Source organism: Bradyrhizobium sp. USDA 4353 (genome assembly GCF_054063215.1).
The window spans coordinates 5,039,332-5,056,672 of sequence record NZ_JBSSGB010000001.1; the positions used below are offsets into that span (position 1 = coordinate 5,039,332).

12 protein-coding genes and 1 pseudogene are annotated in these 17,341 nt (G+C 64.5%); 10 read left to right on the forward strand and 3 right to left on the reverse strand.

Features of this window, described 5'->3' with window-relative positions; translation table 11 throughout:
• The first annotated feature begins 176 nt into the window (after window positions 1–176).
• Window positions 177–2,408 carry a spermidine synthase gene (locus tag ACVILH_RS22745; RefSeq protein WP_456714876.1) on the forward strand — a complete coding sequence of 744 codons (2,232 nt, stop codon included), beginning with the start codon at window positions 177–179 and terminating at the stop codon, window positions 2,406–2,408.
• 556 nt (window positions 2,409–2,964) lie between these two features.
• Complete coding sequence (locus ACVILH_RS22750; protein WP_456714877.1) at window positions 2,965–4,767, forward strand: hypothetical protein; 1,803 nt, start codon at window positions 2,965–2,967, stop codon at window positions 4,765–4,767.
• A gap of 54 nt (window positions 4,768–4,821) precedes the next feature.
• On the opposite strand, the gene ACVILH_RS22755 is transcribed toward ACVILH_RS22750, so the two are convergent.
• The 3 genes and pseudogenes from ACVILH_RS22755 to ACVILH_RS22765 all read right to left on the reverse strand — a co-directional run bounded on the left by ACVILH_RS22755 (window position 4,822) and on the right by ACVILH_RS22765 (window position 8,421).
• Window positions 4,822–5,859 (reverse strand): ABC transporter permease, encoded by a 1,038-nt coding sequence (locus ACVILH_RS22755; protein WP_456714878.1) that lies wholly within the window; start codon window positions 5,857–5,859, stop codon window positions 4,822–4,824.
• Window positions 5,860–5,869: 10 nt separating this feature from the next.
• On the reverse strand, window positions 5,870–7,375 hold the full coding sequence (locus ACVILH_RS22760) for a sugar ABC transporter ATP-binding protein (protein ID WP_456714879.1): 1,506 nt from the start codon (window positions 7,373–7,375) through the stop codon (window positions 5,870–5,872).
• A gap of 10 nt (window positions 7,376–7,385) precedes the next feature.
• Window positions 7,386–8,421, reverse strand: a pseudogene (locus tag ACVILH_RS22765) (sugar ABC transporter substrate-binding protein).
• Window positions 8,422–8,638: 217 nt separating this feature from the next.
• On the opposite strand from ACVILH_RS22765, the gene ACVILH_RS22770 reads away from it, so the two are divergent.
• From ACVILH_RS22770 to proS, 8 genes are all read left to right on the forward strand, one after another.
• The gene (locus ACVILH_RS22770; protein ID WP_456714880.1) at window positions 8,639–9,484 is read left to right on the forward strand and encodes a metallophosphoesterase family protein; all 846 of its coding nucleotides are present in this window, start codon (window positions 8,639–8,641) and stop codon (window positions 9,482–9,484) included.
• 515 nt (window positions 9,485–9,999) lie between these two features.
• Window positions 10,000–10,365, forward strand: coding sequence for a DUF2946 family protein (locus ACVILH_RS22775; protein ID WP_456714881.1), 366 nt, complete (start codon window positions 10,000–10,002; stop codon window positions 10,363–10,365).
• 131 nt (window positions 10,366–10,496) lie between these two features.
• Window positions 10,497–11,003, forward strand: a complete 507-nt coding sequence (locus ACVILH_RS22780) for a copper chaperone PCu(A)C (RefSeq protein ID WP_456714882.1) — start codon at window positions 10,497–10,499, stop codon at window positions 11,001–11,003.
• A 106-nt stretch (window positions 11,004–11,109) separates the two neighbouring features.
• Window positions 11,110–11,553, forward strand: a complete 444-nt coding sequence (locus ACVILH_RS22785; protein ID WP_456714883.1) for a DUF2946 family protein — start codon at window positions 11,110–11,112, stop codon at window positions 11,551–11,553.
• A 93-nt stretch (window positions 11,554–11,646) separates the two neighbouring features.
• Window positions 11,647–14,049 (forward strand): TonB-dependent receptor family protein, encoded by a 2,403-nt coding sequence (locus ACVILH_RS22790; RefSeq protein WP_456714884.1) that lies wholly within the window; start codon window positions 11,647–11,649, stop codon window positions 14,047–14,049.
• Window positions 14,050–14,057: 8 nt separating this feature from the next.
• A complete protein-coding gene (locus ACVILH_RS22795; RefSeq protein ID WP_456714885.1) occupies window positions 14,058–15,287 on the forward strand; it encodes a sialidase family protein in 1,230 nt (409 codons plus the stop codon).
• Window positions 15,284–15,784, forward strand: a complete 501-nt coding sequence (locus ACVILH_RS22800) for a TlpA family protein disulfide reductase (protein ID WP_456714886.1) — start codon at window positions 15,284–15,286, stop codon at window positions 15,782–15,784. The genes ACVILH_RS22795 and ACVILH_RS22800 overlap by 4 nt, the downstream gene beginning before the upstream one ends.
• Before the next feature lie 210 nt (window positions 15,785–15,994).
• Window positions 15,995–17,326, forward strand: coding sequence for a proline--tRNA ligase (gene proS, locus ACVILH_RS22805; RefSeq protein ID WP_456714887.1), 1,332 nt, complete (start codon window positions 15,995–15,997; stop codon window positions 17,324–17,326).
• The last annotated feature ends 15 nt before the right edge of the window (window positions 17,327–17,341 follow it).

The window sequence follows — 17,341 nt, forward strand, 5'->3', positions numbered from 1 at the left end:
TCAAACACGAATGACAAGTCAGGGATTCCTCTGGCGGACACCCCAAGCCGTCGGATGGCTCGCGCGAGGTCCGAAGTCTGACGCGGATGTGGATGATCGATCCATCAATGTTTGATTGAGAGTTTCTGCGTAGGCTGCCGCTCCGGCAACAGGCCGGAGATGGAGATGCACGTCGTATGAATTCCCTCGCGCTGACATCGGCCGCCCTGCGGGCATCCAGCCCGGCGATGCGACTCCGTCTTCTCCACGCGTTGTTCTTCTTGTCGGGAATCCCGGCTCTCATCTATCAGCTCACATGGCAACGCAGCCTGTTTCGCATCTTTGGCGTCAATACGGAGTCGGTGACGATCGTCGTCACGGCCTTCATGCTGGGCTTGGGACTCGGAAGTCTCTTCGGTGGATGGTTGACGCGACGCCGAACGGTCGACGCCTTGCTGGTTCTCGGCCTAATCGAGCTCTCGACAGCCATCTTCGGGGTGGGGTCTCTGTCCCTGTTTGAGGTGGTCGGGCATCTTGTCCTGAACTGGTCTTTGCCTGCCGTTGCAGCCGTCAATCTTCTTCTGGTCCTGATACCAACTCTTCTCATGGGAGCGACCCTCCCGGTCCTGGTTTCGTATCTGGCCAGGACCTCCGGCAATGTCGGCAGCTCAGTCGGCACGCTGTATTACGTCAACACACTCGGCGCGAGCCTCGCGTGCTTGATATGCGCCGCCGTGCTCTTCCCATTTTTTGGGATGCACGCCGCCGTGTGGGTCGCCGCCGCAATCAATGCGGCGGTCGGCGCCGGCGCACTCCTGGCTCGCGGCAATCGTATGTCATCAGTTGTCGAGCCGGTGCCGAGCTCTGCTGACCGGGTCGTCAGCGTCCCCGTGCTGGGGGTGCTCTTGGCCTCGGCGCTGGCGGCGCTTGGCGGCTTTGTCTCGTTATCCTACGAAATCTTCCTGTTCCGGGTCGTTTCCTTTGCGTCGGGTTCGACATCCATTGCGTTCGCCCTCACGCTTTGTGCATTTCTCGCTGGAATCGCGGGAGGTGCCAAGAAAGCTGCTGAGACCTGCGACAAGCGTCCGCCTGTTGAAGTCAGGTCCCGCGCTGTCGTCGACTTGATCTGGGCAAACGTTTTCGGTGCGTTGTTTCTGCCCTTGATCGCTCAAGCCAGCTGGATCGGCGCAGGCGTGACCGGCGTCGCCATCGCGATGGTGTACGTCATCGCCCGGCAATGGGGAGCCTTGCTGCCTTATCTCGCGCATCTCGGTTTTGCGGCCGATGGTGCAGTCGGAATGCGGGCTGCGCTTCTGTATTGCTCAAACATCGTTGGCTGCGCCGCGGGCTCGGTGCTGACCGGTTTCATTCTGACTGATCTTCTGGGACTGACGCAGATCTCCGCACTGCTGTTGTTGCTCGGTTGCCTCTGCACGTTGATATTGGCCGTTGCCGTGAACCTGGCGCCATCAACGCGCCTGAGATACGGGAGTTATGCCATTCTGACGCTGGCGGTCGGCCTTGCTCTTCTTCCGCTTCTTGCGGACCGAGTCCTTGAGAACCTTCAGACCAAGAAGATCTCGGACCACGCGTTTGCCGCGGTCGTTCAAAACCGGAGCGGGATCATTACTGTCGATGCCGACGGAACGGTGTTCGGCACGGGAATGTATGACGGACGCTTCAATACAGATCTCAAGATGGATTGGAATGGAATCGTCAGGCCCTACGCCCTGAGCTTGTTTCATCCGATGCCGCGAGATGTCCTCATGATCGGACTGTCGTCAGGGTCGTGGGCTCAAGTCATCGCCAACAATCCGGCGGTGGAGTCGCTGACCATCGTCGAAATCAACAAGGGCTATGTCGAACTGATTGCTCAGCGGTCCGAGGTCAAGTCACTTCTGAACAATCCGAAGGTCAGGATCATCCAGGACGATGGACGCCGTTGGATGGTCCGCAACCCTGAGCGGCGCTTCGATGCGATCGTCTCAAACACCACGTGGCATTTTCGGGCAAATGCCACAAACCTGCTCTCGACCGAGTTTCTGGGGCTGGCTAAGCAACATCTCAATCCGCAAGGAGTTCTCTTTTTCAATACAACGGATTCGAGGCGCGCGCAGAGGACGGCATGCCTTGTCTTCCCGTACGGCGCGCGCTTTACCAATCATATGGTCGTGTCCCAGGCTCCCATCGCGTTCGATTATGAGCGGTGGCGACATGTCCTGCAGAATTACTCGATCGATGGAGAGCCTCTGTTCAATGTCTCGAAGGCGGAAGAGACATCGAAGCTGGATGATCTGATGGACAATTACGGTCCTGAAAGCTCATCGGTCGAGCATTGTCCGAAATTGCTGCAGCAGACCGCTGGCAAGGCGGCTATGACGGACGACAACATGGGCACCGAATGGCGCTACTATTTTGCCTTGGAGTGACCGTGGCCCAGGACTGCCGAGTGACGCCAGCTTTGTAACGACCGGTCAGCAAAGGCCCTTTCGCGCAGATCGGGACGTCGCGCTTGCTCATTCATACTACGTTAGGCGTTTGTTCGTAGCGTTGCGAGCAGAGTGTGTTTCGGATTGGGATCGGGAGCAGGCCGGTCGATGAGGCTTGGATCGGCCGTTCCGATAAGGGATGGCTTCCTCGTGGTCGGGCGTGAGGGATAGCCGGTTACGAGCACCACAGGCGCTGGCAGGGGATGACTTCAGCTTGCTGGCCATGGGAGTGACGAAGCGAGGTCGCGCGCCCATCCGCCTCAAATGGCCAGCCCGTGTCCGCCGCGCGCACTGCTGCTCGCCGCCTCGGGCCGTCATTGATCGGCGGGAGGGCAGGGCGGTCCTTGCAGGGCTCGAGCGGGGATGGGCAGGTTGAGTGGCGGAGGCGATCGTGGAGCCGTCTTCTTGAAGCAGACACGATCCGGCGGCCGTGTCGTTGATCCTCCGGCTGGGATTGGCCGTGATTCTCGTACGTCTTGATCCTTGAGTGCAGGCCATGTCAGACCTCGTTTCAGCTTCAAGTCTCCTCCCCAGAGAGCGGCGCAAGGAAAGTGCCATCGTGTTGATGGCCGTGCTGGGATTGACGCTGGTGCTGTCGGCCGGGATTCTGTCGATCAAGACCGGCGTGTTCGACGCGATGTCGACCGACGATCTCATGCGGCTGGTCGAAGTTCGCGATTGGATGAACGGCCAGGCCTGGTCTGATCTCCATCAGTACCGGCTGGGCTCGTCCGGCATCCTGATGCATTGGTCGCGGCTCGTCGATCTCCCTGTCGCCGCATGCATATGGCTGCTCAAGCCTCTGATCGGAACGTCCGCCGCCGAGATGGTGACGCTGTATGTCTGGCCGCTGCTGCTGCTCGCCATCGCGGTCGCCGTGGCCGCGGCGATTGCACGGCAGATGACCGATGGCGCTGTCGCGCCGATGATCGCCGCAGCCGTTCTGGCTCTGCTGGCGACCCCGGCCCTGGTTCATTTTCGTCCTGGCGCCATCGACCATCATAACGCGCAGATCGTCCTGGTGCTGGCGATGCTTCTTTTCGCCGTCCAGCTCGAACGCAGCGCGGCCAAAGCGGCTACTGCGGGGATTGCGGCGTCAGTCTCGCTCGCCATCGGCGTCGAGATGTTGCCGGCAATTGCGGCGACGGGAATTGCTGTGGCCGGGCTCTTCATCTGGCGGGGCGCGCCCGTCGCCCGTCAGGTCTCGGCGTTCGCGTTGGCGTTCGCTGCATCGTCGTTGGGTCTTGCCCTCGTTCTGCTTCCTCCGGGAGGGCTGGCCTTGCCGGTGTTGGACGCGCTCGGTGGGCCACTGCTGGTTTTGACCGTCGGCGGGGGTGCCGGCTTGCTGCTGATGGTCGGAATTGATCGCTACTGCTCCGGTCTGTGGCTGCGCATCGCCGTCGCGATCGGAATGGGCGCGGTCCTGGTCGGAGCCTTCGTCTCGTTGTTTCCGGAGGCGTTGGCAGCGCCCTACGCGACGCTCGATCCGCTCGTCACATCATTATGGCTGGAGAGGGTGCAGGAGACGGTCTCGCTCTGGACGATGCTCCGGATCGGGCCGGAGGATGTGCCGGGTTTCTACGCCCTTCCGGCGATTGCGTGGATCGTCGCGGTGGTCGCGCTCGTTCGGTCGAAGCCGAGCGAGCGATTCCGTTGGGTGCTTTCGATCGTGACGCTCGCGTCGTTGATCGCGGTCAGCGCCTGGGAGATGCGTGGCGCGGCGGCGGCGGCGATGGTCGCGGCACCGATCTTTGCTGCGGCCGCGCCCGTCGTCTGGCGGTCGCTCGCCGTCGGAAGCAACCTCGTGCTGCTGTCGTTCGTTGTCTCACCCGCGATGTTCGGCATTCTGGGCAACTCGGCAAAGCCGCTGATCGACCGGCTCGTCGCGCCGTCCCCTGTCGCGTTCACCTCGGAGGCGTCGAGTTGTCGGAGCGTCTCGGACGCTGCTCCCATGAAGCAGCTTCCGAGGGGGCGCGTCATGGCGCTGGTCGATCTCGGTCCGGCCATCCTGGTCGACACCGACCATAGCGTCTTCGCGGGGCCGTATCATCGCAACAACGACGGCAACCTCGCCATGCTCAGGCTGATGCTTGCGTCAGCTCCCACCGCCCGTCAGATGCTTAGGGAGAAACATGTCGACTACGTCGTGATCTGCCGGACAGCGCCAAACCGCGACATCATCGAACGCGCTCCGGAGGGGCTGGAAGCCAAATTGGTTCGGGGGGACGCGCCCGACTTCTTGGAGCCGGTCGCGCTTGGGTCCGGGTCCAAGATCGCGGTGTGGCGCGTGTGCGGGTGACGCTGCATCCGGGCGCATGCGGCCGCTCGCGTCCGGGCCCATCCGCGCTGCGCGTCAGTCCGCCGCCTTCGCGCGCAGCCTCTGTGCGTAGACGTTGATCACCAAAGCGGCGAGCAGGATGAGGCCGCGGATCAGGATCTTCAGGAAGCTGTCGATGTTGACGTGGTCGAGGCCGTTGTTGAGCACGCCGAGCACGAACAGGCCGACGATGGTGTTGCCGATGCCGCCGCGGCCGCCGAACAGGCTGGTGCCGCCGACCACGACGGCGGCGATCGAGTCGAGCAGATAGGTGTCGAACTCGTTCTGCTGCGCGCTGCCGAAATGCGCCACGCCGAGCATGCCGCCGATCCCAGAGCACACGGCCGAGATCACCATCACGCTGCCGAGGATCAGCTTGACGTTCAGGCCGGAATATTCGGCCGCCTCGCGGTTGCCGCCGACCATGTAGACGTAGCGGCCGAACCGCGTGTAGGTCAGCACGAGATGGCCGAGCAGCAGCATCAGCGCGGCAACGATCACGATCCAGGGAATGCCGGCGATCGAGCCGGAGCCGAGCGTCGTGATCACAGGCGGGACCTTGTAGGCGATCTGGCCGCGCACCAGCATCGCCGAGATGCCGGCGGCGATCTGCATCATCGCCAAGGTCATGATGAAGGAGGGGATGCCGATCACGGTCAGGCCGAAGGCGTTGACCACGCCGAGCAGCGCACACAGCGCGAGCGCGAGCAGGATGGCGGCAAAGCCCGGCATCGGGACGTTGGCGATGTTGACGTAGGACTCCTGCAGGGTGAAGTAGGCCACCGCAATGCCCGTGACGTTGGCGATGGCGGCGATCGACAGGTCGATCTCGGCGCAAAGAATGACGAATGTCAGGCCGACAGCGATGATGCCGGTGACCGAGACCTGGGTGAGGATGTTGCCGACATTGTCGATCGTGGCGAAGGACGGCGAGGCGATCGCGAAGAACGCCGTGAGGAAGATCAAGGTCAGGAACGGCGCGATGTTGCGCATCTGCGACCGCAGCAGCGAGGCGATGCCGCCAGCGCGGCGCGCCTGCGCCTCCGGCATCGGAACGGTGTCGCCATGCGCCATGGAAGTCTCCTTACGCCGCCTCGAGCAGACGGTCTTTGCTGATGGTTTCGCCGGCGAATTCGCGCACGACCTCGCCGCGCTTGAGCACGATGACGCGGTCGGCCAGCGACAGCACGGTCTCAGGCTCGGTCGAGAGCACGATCACGGCGATGCCCTGATCACGCAGCTGTCGCACGATCTGGATGACGTCGCTCTTGGCGCCGACATCCATGCCGCGGGTCGGCTCGCACAGCACCAGCAGCCGCGGCGGATGGCTGAGCCATTTCGCCAGTGCCACCTTCTGCTGGTTGCCGCCGGAGAGCAGGCCGAGCTCGATCTCGACATCGGCCGGGCGGATCTGCAATTGCTCGACTTGGCGCTGCGCCAGCGCACGCTCGCGCGCGGGCTTGAGCAGCAGCGCATTGATGCGATCGAGGATGCTGATCGAGACGTTCTTGTAGACCGGCTCCTGCAGGAACAGCATGTCGCGCCGGCTCTCGGGCACGAAAGCGATGCCGGCGCGGCGTGCATCGGCCGTGCTTCTGAAGCGATTGCGCTCTCCGGACACGCGCAGCTCGCCGGCATCCGGCGCGAGCTTGCCGAACAGGATGCGCGCCAGCTCGAGCTGGCCGCAGCCCATGAAGCCGTAGACGCCGAGCACCTCGCCGGCATGGACGGAGAACGAGACCTGCTTGAGATTGCGCGCCAGCGACAGGCCGTCGGCTTCGACCACAATCGGCTTGTCGACGGGAGGCGCGGGCAGGGTGATGTCGTGGGTGTAGCTATCCTCCAGCGCGTCGCGGCCCTTGCCGATCATGGCCTCGATCAGCGCCGCCTTGCTGGTGTCCGCGGCTGATGTCTCCATGATCTTGCGGCCGTTGCGGAACACCGTGACCTCGTCGGAAATCAGCAGGATGTCCTCGATGAAATGCGAGATGAAGATGATCCCGGTGCCTTGCTCACGCAACCTGCGCAATGCGGCGAACAGCCGCTCGACCTCGGGCGGCGACAGCGCCGAGGTTGGCTCGTCCAGGATGATGATGCGCGCGCCGGAGAACAGCACGCGTGCGATCTCGATCAACTGCTGCACGCCGATCGGCAAGTCGCCGAGCCGGCTCATCGGATCGGCGTCGATGCCGAGCCGCTTGAGCTGCTCGGCGGCCTCGCGCGCCATGCGCCGCCATTGTACGAGACCGAGTGCATTGGTCGGCTGGTTGCCGAGAAAGACGTTCTCGGCCACCGTGAGATCAGGGGCGACGCTGAGCTCCTGATGCACCATCGCGATGCCGGCGGCGCGGGCATCCCGCGCGGAGTTGAAATGCACCTCGCTGCCGTCGAGCAGGAAACGGCCGGAGAATCCGGTGTGCACGCCGGCGATGATCTTCATCAGCGTGCTCTTGCCGGCGCCGTTCTCCCCGACGAGACCATGGATCTCGCCGGGGCGAAGCGTGAAATCGACGCCGCGCAAAGCGGTGACGCCGCCGAACGACTTGGTGATGTCCTGCAGTTGCAGAAGAGGTGGGCGGCTGTCCAGCATGGGGACGACTTCAGATCAGGAAGTGATCCTCCATCCATTGCATGCCCGGCGCATTGGCCTTGGTCACGACGGGGCCGTCGGTGATGACCTGCTTCGGGATGCCCTGGCCGCTCTTCTCGCCGGCCGTCACGGCCGCGACGCCAGCCACGATCGCGCCGCCATGGATGCGGCAGGACGGATTGCGCACGGTCGCGAACATGCGGCCATCGGAGACGGCCTGGATCGCCGGCGGCATGGCGTCGACGCCGCCGATCAGGATGTTGGTGCGGTTGCGCGCCTTCATGATGTTGTAGGCCGCGAGCGCCATGTCGTCATTGTGGAAGAACGCTGCGTCGATCTGCGGATACTTCGTGAGATAGGTCTCCCACAGGCGCGCCGCCTTCGAGACGTCCCAGTCGGCCGGCTGCGTGTCGAGCACCTCGATGTTCGGGAACTGCTTGATCACCGAGTTGAAGCCCTTGGCGCGGCCCTGCGCACCGGTGTGGCCGAGCGCGCCCTGGGTCATGATGATCTTGCCCTTGCCGCCCATCGCGGTCGCGAGCGCCTGCGTGACCGAAGCGCCCATGAACTCGTTGTCGGGGGCGAGGAACGAGTGGACGTTGATCTGATCGAGCGGGCGCGATCAGCGTGTCCATGTCGATGACCGGGATGCCGGCGTCGATCATCTTCTGCACCGGCTGCGTCAACGTGCCGATGCCGAACGCCTGGATGGCGACGAAGTCCCACTTCTGCGAGGCCATGTTGTCGATCGCAGCGCGCTGCTTCACCGCATCGAGCTGGCCGTCGAACCAGGTGACCTCGACGTTGAGCAGCTTGCCCCACCATTCGGCGGCCTGCTTGCCCTGGGCGCACCAGGTCGCCTGCAAACCTGCGTTGGAGAAGGCCGCCTTGAGCGGCTTTTCGGAGCGGCCCATCTCGGCGGCGAGCGCCGGATTGATGCCGAAGCCGGCGAGCAGCGCCGCCGCAGAGCCCGCGGCGGTGGCCGCCTGGAGAATATCGCGCCGGTTCTTGATGATCTTGTTGGACGTTTCGTCAGTGCCGGACATGCCGTGCTCCCTGTCCCATTGTTGTCCGGCGGCGTCATTGATCGCGCCGCCAAGAGCTGCACTGTTTCACAACCGAATTGATCTCGCTACAGCCGGATGTTGTGCGCTGCACCGCGCGACTTTTGCGCCGCACGCCCGCTGTCAGAAAACCGTGATGCGCGCATGCTACCGGGCGCGTGACATCTTCTCGCGCCATGCATTTGTCGGAGACACGGTTTTGGCAACGACGCGCATTGCCGTGATCGGCGACATCCATCACGGGCAGGATACGCAGACGAAGCGCGGCTCGATGGCGCTGCCGCTGCTGGAGCGATTTGTCGCAGAGATCAACGGCGGAAGCGTCGATGCGGTGATCGATCTCGGCGACCGGATTTCCGATGAGGATCCCGAGCGCGACCGCCTGCTTCAGAGCGACGTCGCGATGTGTTTCGCAACGCTCACGGCGAAGCACCATCACGTCAGCGGTAATCACGACGTCGCATGTCTCACCCTGGCCGACAATGAAGCGATCTTCGATCTGCCGAGCGGGTCACGCGCGCTGATGACCGGTGATGTCCGATGCGTGTTCTGGCAGCCCGATGTGCGGCTCACTCGGACGCGCGGCCTGCATTTGTCAGACGGCGATCTCGATGGGCTCGAGCAACTGCTCGGACAGGACGAGCGGCCGACCTTGCTCGTCAGCCATGTGCCGCTGTCAGGACATGCGCAGGCCGGCAACTACTATTTCGAAGCCAATCCCGGGCATGCGGCCTATGCCGAGGTCGCCGAGATCAGAAAGGTCATCGCCGAAGCGCCGTGTCCGGTCATCGCGCTGGCGGGTCATGTGCATTGGAATACGCTGACCACCGTCGACGGCACGCCGCACATCACGCTGCAATCGCTGACCGAGACCTTCATCTCCGGCGAGCCGGCCGAGTCGTTCGGGATTTTGGAGATCGAGGACGACGAGCTGCGCTGGGTGGTGCGAGGACGAGAGCCAGTCTCCATCACGCTGCCGTGGCCGCGGGCGAAATCGCGCTGGCGTGCGCCGCTGCCGCCGTTCGCGGCCATGCAGGCCACCTGAAGCGGGCAATTGGCTATGTTCAGTCAGCGTTCATGCAGAGACGGTTACGGTGCTGGGGTGAGGGTGCGCCCGCTCAAAAAAATAGAGCAGGGCAGCGGGCCCTGCTCGGAAATTGTGTCGACCCTTTGATATCCCGCAAGTTCAGATTTGATCTTGTTAAGCGGGGTGACGCTGCTTTTGCGCGCCAGGGCTCCTCCCGAGACTTGGACCACCAGACTTCCGCGAGCGTTAGCCTGAGGCCCAAATTCGTAGACGATCTTTTTGCGTTTGTCATCCTTTTCGGCAACGATTGTTCAAATTTCGCGCAGTTCATGAAATGATCGATAAGTGCTTGCAATTGGCGGGTTTTGTTTTCGCTTTTTCCCGCATAAGGTGCTGAGATACCTCAATTGCGATCCCCTCCGACGTTGTCCTTGATCAACGATCGCCGGCCAAATGTGCTCACTGTGCTCCTGATGACCTCGACTCGGGACGTGGGCTCGGGCACAACAGATCAGTTCATTCGGCGAGCATTCATGCGGCAGCGGCTGCAAGCGTTTCTTCCGGTCATGCTGATCGCACTGATGGTGCAGATCCTGGCGCCGATCGGGCTCGCCTGGGCGGCTGCGGCCGCTGCATCGGATCCGCTGCGCGGGGTCGAGATCTGCCACAGCCTGCCGGGTTCCCAACCCGCGGATGATGAGTCGCGGAGCAAGCCGGGCCGGGAGGCCTGCGCGCTGTGCTGCGCCACGCAGCCGGCTGCCCTTGAGGGTCCGAATCAGACGGCCGTCGACGTTCTGCAACGGGCATCGCTCGACGTGGTCTGGGAGGCGAAAGCGCCGGCTGTCTCGATGGCGCACGCCGGTTCCCACGCGCAGGCCAGGGCTCCGCCTGCGGCGTGAGCGGTCGGCCGCTGCTGCGGCCATTGTCTTCATGACATGCTGAACTCTCCGCCTGGCCTTTGCGGCCAGCGGACCCGCGCCAACGGCTGAAGCCGGCGCATTGTGACGACCATCGAACAAGGATGATAGACATGACGGTCTTCGGACGCTCCCTGCTTGCACTTGCTTTTCTGCTGTCCATGGCCTCCGGCGTTTTCGCCGCTGATATCAAGGCGGGCGACCTCGTGATCGCGCAGCCCTGGAGCCGCGCCACGCCCGGCGGCGCCAAGACCGGCGCGGGCTATCTGACGATCGAGAACAAGGGCGCCGCACCGGATCGCCTCGTGGCCGCGTCCGCGGACGTCGCCGGCAAGGTCGAAGTCCATGAGATGGCCGTGACCAACGGCGTCATGACGATGCGGCCGCTCGACAAGGGCCTGGTCATCGAACCCGGCAAGACCGTCGCGCTCGCGCCCGGCGGCTATCATCTGATGATGATGGACCTGAAGAGCCCGCTGAAGCAGGGCGACAAGCTGCCGCTGACGCTCGAGTTCGAAAAGGCCGGCAAGGTGGCGGTGACGCTCGACGTTCAGGCCGTCGGCGCGAAGGGGCCGGGCGGCGAGGGCGGCAGCATGATGAAGCACGAGCACAAGATGTAGCGCATCGCTCGGAGCAGGTGCATCCGATGGATCTCCGGGTCTTCGCTTCGTGGGTTATCGCAGGCTCGCTTCGCGGCCCGCGATTTTGCCCGCGCGGTCTCGTTCCATGACCGCTCGTCGCGCGATCACAATTGGCGTGCGCAAGGGAGCGGGCCGCGAACGCGGCAGCGCCCGGCGCCGCTGGATTGCGCGCATTCTGCCGCTCGCGCTGCTGGCCCTGATGATACAGGTGCTGGCGCCGGTCGCGGCGTCGGCGATGACGGCTGCGACCATCGCGACCGTCGATCTGCTCGGCGAGGCCGTGATCTGTCACGCCGAAGCGGATGCGCCGCCGTCCGACCACGGCGGCGACCGTAGCGATTGTGGCCTCGACTGCGTCATGTGCTGCGTGCTCCAAGCCGCCAGCGCGCTCGATGCTCCGCCTGTTCCCGCTCACGCGGCACCGCCGCGGGCCTGGGCTCGGATCGCCTGGGCCGGGCGCGAGCTCGGGCTGATCCATCGCGTGGCAGCCTCTCAGGCCCAGCCGCGCGGGCCTCCCTTCCTCTCCTGATGACAGACGTCGTCATCGGCGCGCATCGCTCGCGCCGATGATTTTGTGATCAGCAAGACCGGCCCTGGGAGCCGGCAATGGGGAAGTTCAAACATGTTTCGTCGTCACGCCCTCGGGGGCGCAAGCGTGATCGCCATGCAGCTCATGCTGGTGCAGTCGGTCACGATCGCGCATGCGCAACCCGAGCAGGAATTGCCGTCCGTCACCGTCGATGCGCCGCGCGCGGCGGCCCAGAGACCCACCCGCAAGCCGGCCGCGCCGCAGGCTGCTCGCGCCACGAGCCGTGCGCCGAAGCCTACCGGCGGATCCGTTGCCGCCGCATCCGGCCAGGGCGGCGGCGCGTCCGGCCAGGCCGATGGCGCATCCGTCGCGCGCGATCAGCTCAGCCAGGCGCCGGCCGGCCAGACTGCAACCACCATCGACCGCAGCCGCTACGACGACCGGCCCGCGTTCACGGTGGGCGACATCCTGCGCGAAAGTCCCGGCGTGTCGCTCAAGCAGGGCAACGGCCCGCGCGATCTCGGCATCTCGATCCGCGGCTCCAATGCCCGCAACGGCTTCGGCATCCGCAACATCGCGCTGTTCGAGGACGGCTTTCCGGTGACGCAGCCGGACGGATTGTCGCGCAGCGACCTGATCGATCCGCATGCCTATGGCGCAGTCGACGTGATCCGCGGGCCGTCCTCGGCTCTGTATGGCAACTACGCCACCGGCGGCGCGATCAACTTCCGCACGCGTCCGGGCGGCAGCATCGATGGCGCGGAGATCGGCAGCGAAGGCGGCAGCTTCGGCTATCTCAGCAACTATCTCACCTACGGCAAGAAGGTCGGCAATTTTGAGGGCTCGCTGTTCACCAGCGATGTGCGCGGCGACGGCTATCTCGGCAACAGCTGGTTCAACACCCAGACCGTCAACTTCCTCGGCACGTTGAAGGCGACGCCGGATGATCGCTTCACGGTCAAGATCATCAACAACGACCTGTTCACACGGCTGCCGCTTCGATACACGCTGAGCCAGTACACTCAAAACCCCTATCAGCAGGGCTGCACCACCGGGACGTCGCTGGCGGCCGGCTGCGCGACGGTCGGGCTCAACAAGAACGGCTTCAACACGGCTGGCGGTGTCGACCAGGAGACCGCGCTGCAGGCCGGGCTAGGCCGCAACGACCGCCGCACCATCGTCGGCGGCCGCTGGGAGCATGATTTCGACAACAATACGACCTGGCGCAACCAGTTCGTGTTCGACGATCGCAACATCAGCCAGCCCACGGGATCGACCAGCGCGATCGGCGACTATCCGTCCTACAACTACATGAGCGACATCACCAAGCGCGGCGAGATCTTCGGCCTGGAATCCACGGCGTTCTTTGGCGCCTTCTACAACACGCTGACTGCCTCGGGGGATACGCGCTTCGTCATGCCCGGCGGCAATGCAGCGCTCGGGCGTCTGTCCGGGAACACGTGGAGCGAGACGACCAATTATGGCCTGCGGGCGCGCGAGGAGCTGAAGCTGACGGCCGCACTCACGGCGGTGGCCGGGCTCGGCTGGGAGCGCACGCATCTGCGCGGCGTGAATACGGCCTATAGCTATACGGGACTTGCCGGCACCACGACCACGTCGCTCACCACGGCGGACCGGCAGTTCGACAATCTCGCCCCCGAGCTGGCGCTGCTCTACAAGGTGAACAGCGACTGGCTGCTGCGCGCCCGCGTCGCCACCGGCTATGGCGCGCCGCAGGCCTCCAACCTGTTCGTTCTGCCGACCGGCGCCTTCGGCAACAACACCCAGCTGCAGTCCCAGACCAATCTCGGCTACGACATTGGTGTCGACTGGACGCCGAACCGGGCGGTGACCGTGAGCGCGACCGGCTTCTACGAGTTTTTCCGCAACGAGATCGTCACCCAGGCGGTCACGGGAGGGCCGAACACGTCCTACACCTTCAATGCGCCGCGTTCGGAGCACAAGGGCGTCGAGCTCGCCGCCGACTGGAGGTTCCTGCCGGGCTGGCGGTTCACGGCGGCCTACACCTATCTCGACCAGGTCTACACCGAATACACGGAGAACCTCGTCGGCAGCTCGAAGCTGTTCAGCTTCAACCGCGCCGGCAACAAGATCCCCGGCATCTCGCCGAACGAGCTGACGGCGCGGATCGGCTACGATCACGACAGCGGGAGGTTGGCCGGGCTCGGGGCGTTCGTCGAGGTCCAATGGAAGGATTCCTTCTATATGGACAATGCGAACCTGCAGAAGGCGCCGGGTTACGAGCTGGTCAATCTGAACGTTCACTACAAGACCGAGTTAGCCTCGGAGACGTTCAAGTCGATGAACCTGTTCTTCGAGGTCCGTAACGTCTTCGACCGCACCTACATCGCGTCGGCGAACAATCTGCAGAACACGGTGACGGGGGCCGGCGTGCAGGGCCTGGCGACCACCGGAACGATCTACGCCGGCTCGCCGCGCGCGTTCATGGCGGGCATGAAGGTGGCATTCCGATGAGGATCGACATGACAAGGACGTCGCGGCTTCGAAGAGGACTTGCTGGACTTGCCATCGCGTTGCTCTGTCCACTCGCCGCCCAGGCCCAGATGGCAGCGCATCAGCACGGCTCGGACGCCGCCTGCGAGGGCACCGAGCTCAGATGCGCGACCAAGGTGACGCCGTTCTTCGCGGCCGATGGCAAGCTCTGGCTGGCCTGGATGGCCGGCGGGCGTGTGTCTGTCGCCAGCTCGACGGACAACGGCAAGACGTACTCCGCGCCCGTGCCGGTGACGGAGCAGCCGCTCAATCTGGACTGGGGGCCTGATGCCCGGCCTAAGCTGGTGGTCGACGGCAAGGGCACGGTCGCGGTGGCGTTCTCGATCTTCCGCGATCAGGCCTTCAACGGTCAGGTGCTCACGACGCGCTCCAGCGATGGCGGGCAGAGCTTTGCGGCGGTGCGTCCGATCACCGCCAGCAATGAGAGCCAGCGCTTCGAGGCGATGGCGCTCGACCAGGACGGCACGGTGTTCGTCGCCTGGCTCGACAAGCGCAACCGCGCGCCGGCGAAGGCCGCGGGGCGCAGCTATGAAGGGGCAGGGCTGTTTGTCGCCTCGTCACGCGACGGCGGCGCCACCTACGCCGAGGCGGCTCTCGTCCAGGACAACACCTGCGAATGTTGCCGGCTCGGCCTCGCCTTCGCAGGCCCTGGACGCCCGGTCGTGGTGTTCCGCAACATCTATGAGGGCAGCGTCCGCGACCACGCGGTGGTCACGTTCAGCGATCTCACGACGCCCGGCGAGATCTATCGCGTCAGCACCGACGACTGGCAGATCAAGGCTTGCCCGCATCAGGGGCCGAGCCTCACCGTGGCGCCGACCGGCACCTACCATGTGACCTGGTTCACCGGCGGTAAGGCGCGCAAGGGACTGTTCTATGCGCGGTCGCGCGACAGCGGGCGAACGTTCTCCGAGCCCATGGCGCTCGGCCAGGCCGATCGCAATCCGGCGCGGCCTTTCGTTCTGGCGACGCAGGACGTCACGACCTTGGTTTGGAAGGAGTTCGATGGCGAGCGGACCACCGTCATGGCGATCCAGTCCAAGGATGACGGCGCAACCTGGTCGAAGCCGCGCGCCCTTGCCAGCACCGACAACGCCTCGGACCATCCGTTGCTGGTCGCCAACGGCCGGCAGGTGTTCCTGTCGTGGATGACCAAGTCGGACGGCTATCGGTTGCAGGCGATCGGAGACGAGTCATGAAACGCGAAATCTTGGCTGGCATTGCCCTCTGCGGTCTTCTCGCGCTGACCGCCTCCGGCACGGCGGCGCCTCAGCCCTTGAAGCCGTTCGAGCGCGGCACCTGGCGCGAGCTGCTGCGCGCCCATGCGGGGCGGCCGACCCTGATCCATTTCTGGGGCGTCACCTGCGGTCCCTGCAAGATCGAGCTGCCGCAGCTCGGCAAGTTCATGGCCGATCATCCCGAGATCGATGTGGTCACCGTGAGCGCCGACCTCGTGCCCAACCTGACCAGCGCAACCCAGGCGATGCTGGACAAGGCCGGGCTCGCTGCGGCCGAGAACTTCATCTTCGGCGACGGCTTCGTTGAGCGGCTGCGGTTCGAGATCGATCCGTCCTGGCAGGGCGACATTCCTCGCACGATGCTCGTCACCCCCGACGGCGCGATCGAGACCATCGAGGGCAGCGCCGAGATCAGCGATCTCGATCGTTGGTCGGCCAAGCAGGTGCGTCGGCCATAAGGCCGCGCGCAGGCAGATGGCGCGCCCTGCGCGCTCGGCCTCGAAGACGGCGAGGAGATGGCGGCGGGGCTCAACCTCCGCCTCAGCTCAACCAGTAAAATGGTCGGGAATACGGTGGCTTAGCTGCTTTTTCTCAAACCCAGTCTTGTGTTTTGCCGCCCGATCCGGTTTGACTGCGCCAGCCCGAACCGAATCTTGAAGGCCTAACCCATGCGTCTGTCGCGGTTTTTCCTGCCGATCTTGAAAGAAAACCCGAAGGAAGCCGAGATCGTCTCGCACCGGTTGATGCTGCGCGCCGGCATGCTGCGGCAGGAGGCGGCCGGCATCTATGCCTGGCTGCCCCTGGGCTTCAAGGTCCTGAAGAAGATCGAGCAGATCGTGCGCGAGGAGCAGAACCGCGCCGGCGCGCTCGAATTGCTGATGCCGACCTTGCAGCTCGCGGATCTCTGGCGCGAGAGCGGCCGCTACGACGCCTACGGTCCGGAGATGCTGCGTATCACCGATCGTCACAAGCGCGAGCTGCTTTACGGGCCGACCAACGAGGAAATGATCACGGACATCTTCCGTGCCTATGTGAAGTCCTACCGTAACCTCCCGCTCAATCTCTATCATATCCAATGGAAATTCCGCGACGAGCAGCGTCCGCGCTTCGGCGTGATGCGCGGCCGCGAATTCCTGATGAAGGACGCCTATTCGTTCGATCTCGACGAGGCCGGCGCGCGGCGCGCCTACAACAAGATGTTCGTCGCTTATCTGCGCACGTTCGCGCGGATGGGCCTGAAGGGCATTCCGATGCGCGCCGAGACCGGCCCGATCGGCGGCGATCTCAGTCACGAGTTCATCGTGCTCGCCGAGACCGGCGAATCCGGCGTCTATTGCGATCGCAACGTGCTCGATCTGCCGATCCCGCCGGCGACCGTCGATTATGACGGCGACCTGACGCCGATCATCAAGGAATGGACCTCGCTCTACGCGGCGACCGAAGACGTCCATGACGGCGCCCGCTTCGAGGCCGAGGTGCCGGCGGAGCGGCGCGTCCACACCCGCGGCATCGAGGTCGGCCAGATCTTCTATTTCGGCACCAAGTACTCCGAGCCGATGAAGGCGCTGGTGGCGGGTCCCGACGGCGCCGAGGTGACCATTCACGGCGGCTCCTACGGCGTCGGCGTGTCGCGTCTCGCGGGCGCCATCATCGAGGCCTGCCACGACGATGCCGGCATCAAATGGCCGGAGGAGGTGGCGCCGTTCCGCGCCGTGATCCTGAATCTGAAGCAGGGCGGTTCCGACACCGATGCCGCCTGCGAGCAGCTCTATCGCGATCTCCTGGCCAAGGGCGTCGACGTGCTCTACGACGACACCGAGCAGCGCGCCGGCGGCAAGTTCGCCACCGCCGACCTCATCGGCATTCCCTGGCAGATCATGGTCGGGCCGAAGAGCCTGGCCGAAGGCAAGGTCGAGGTGAAGACGCGCAGCGACGGCGCGCGGCAGATGATGTCGCCGGCCGACGTCGTGGCGCGGCTCGGCGGACCAGTGGCGGGCTGAGCAGGGTTCGTTCGA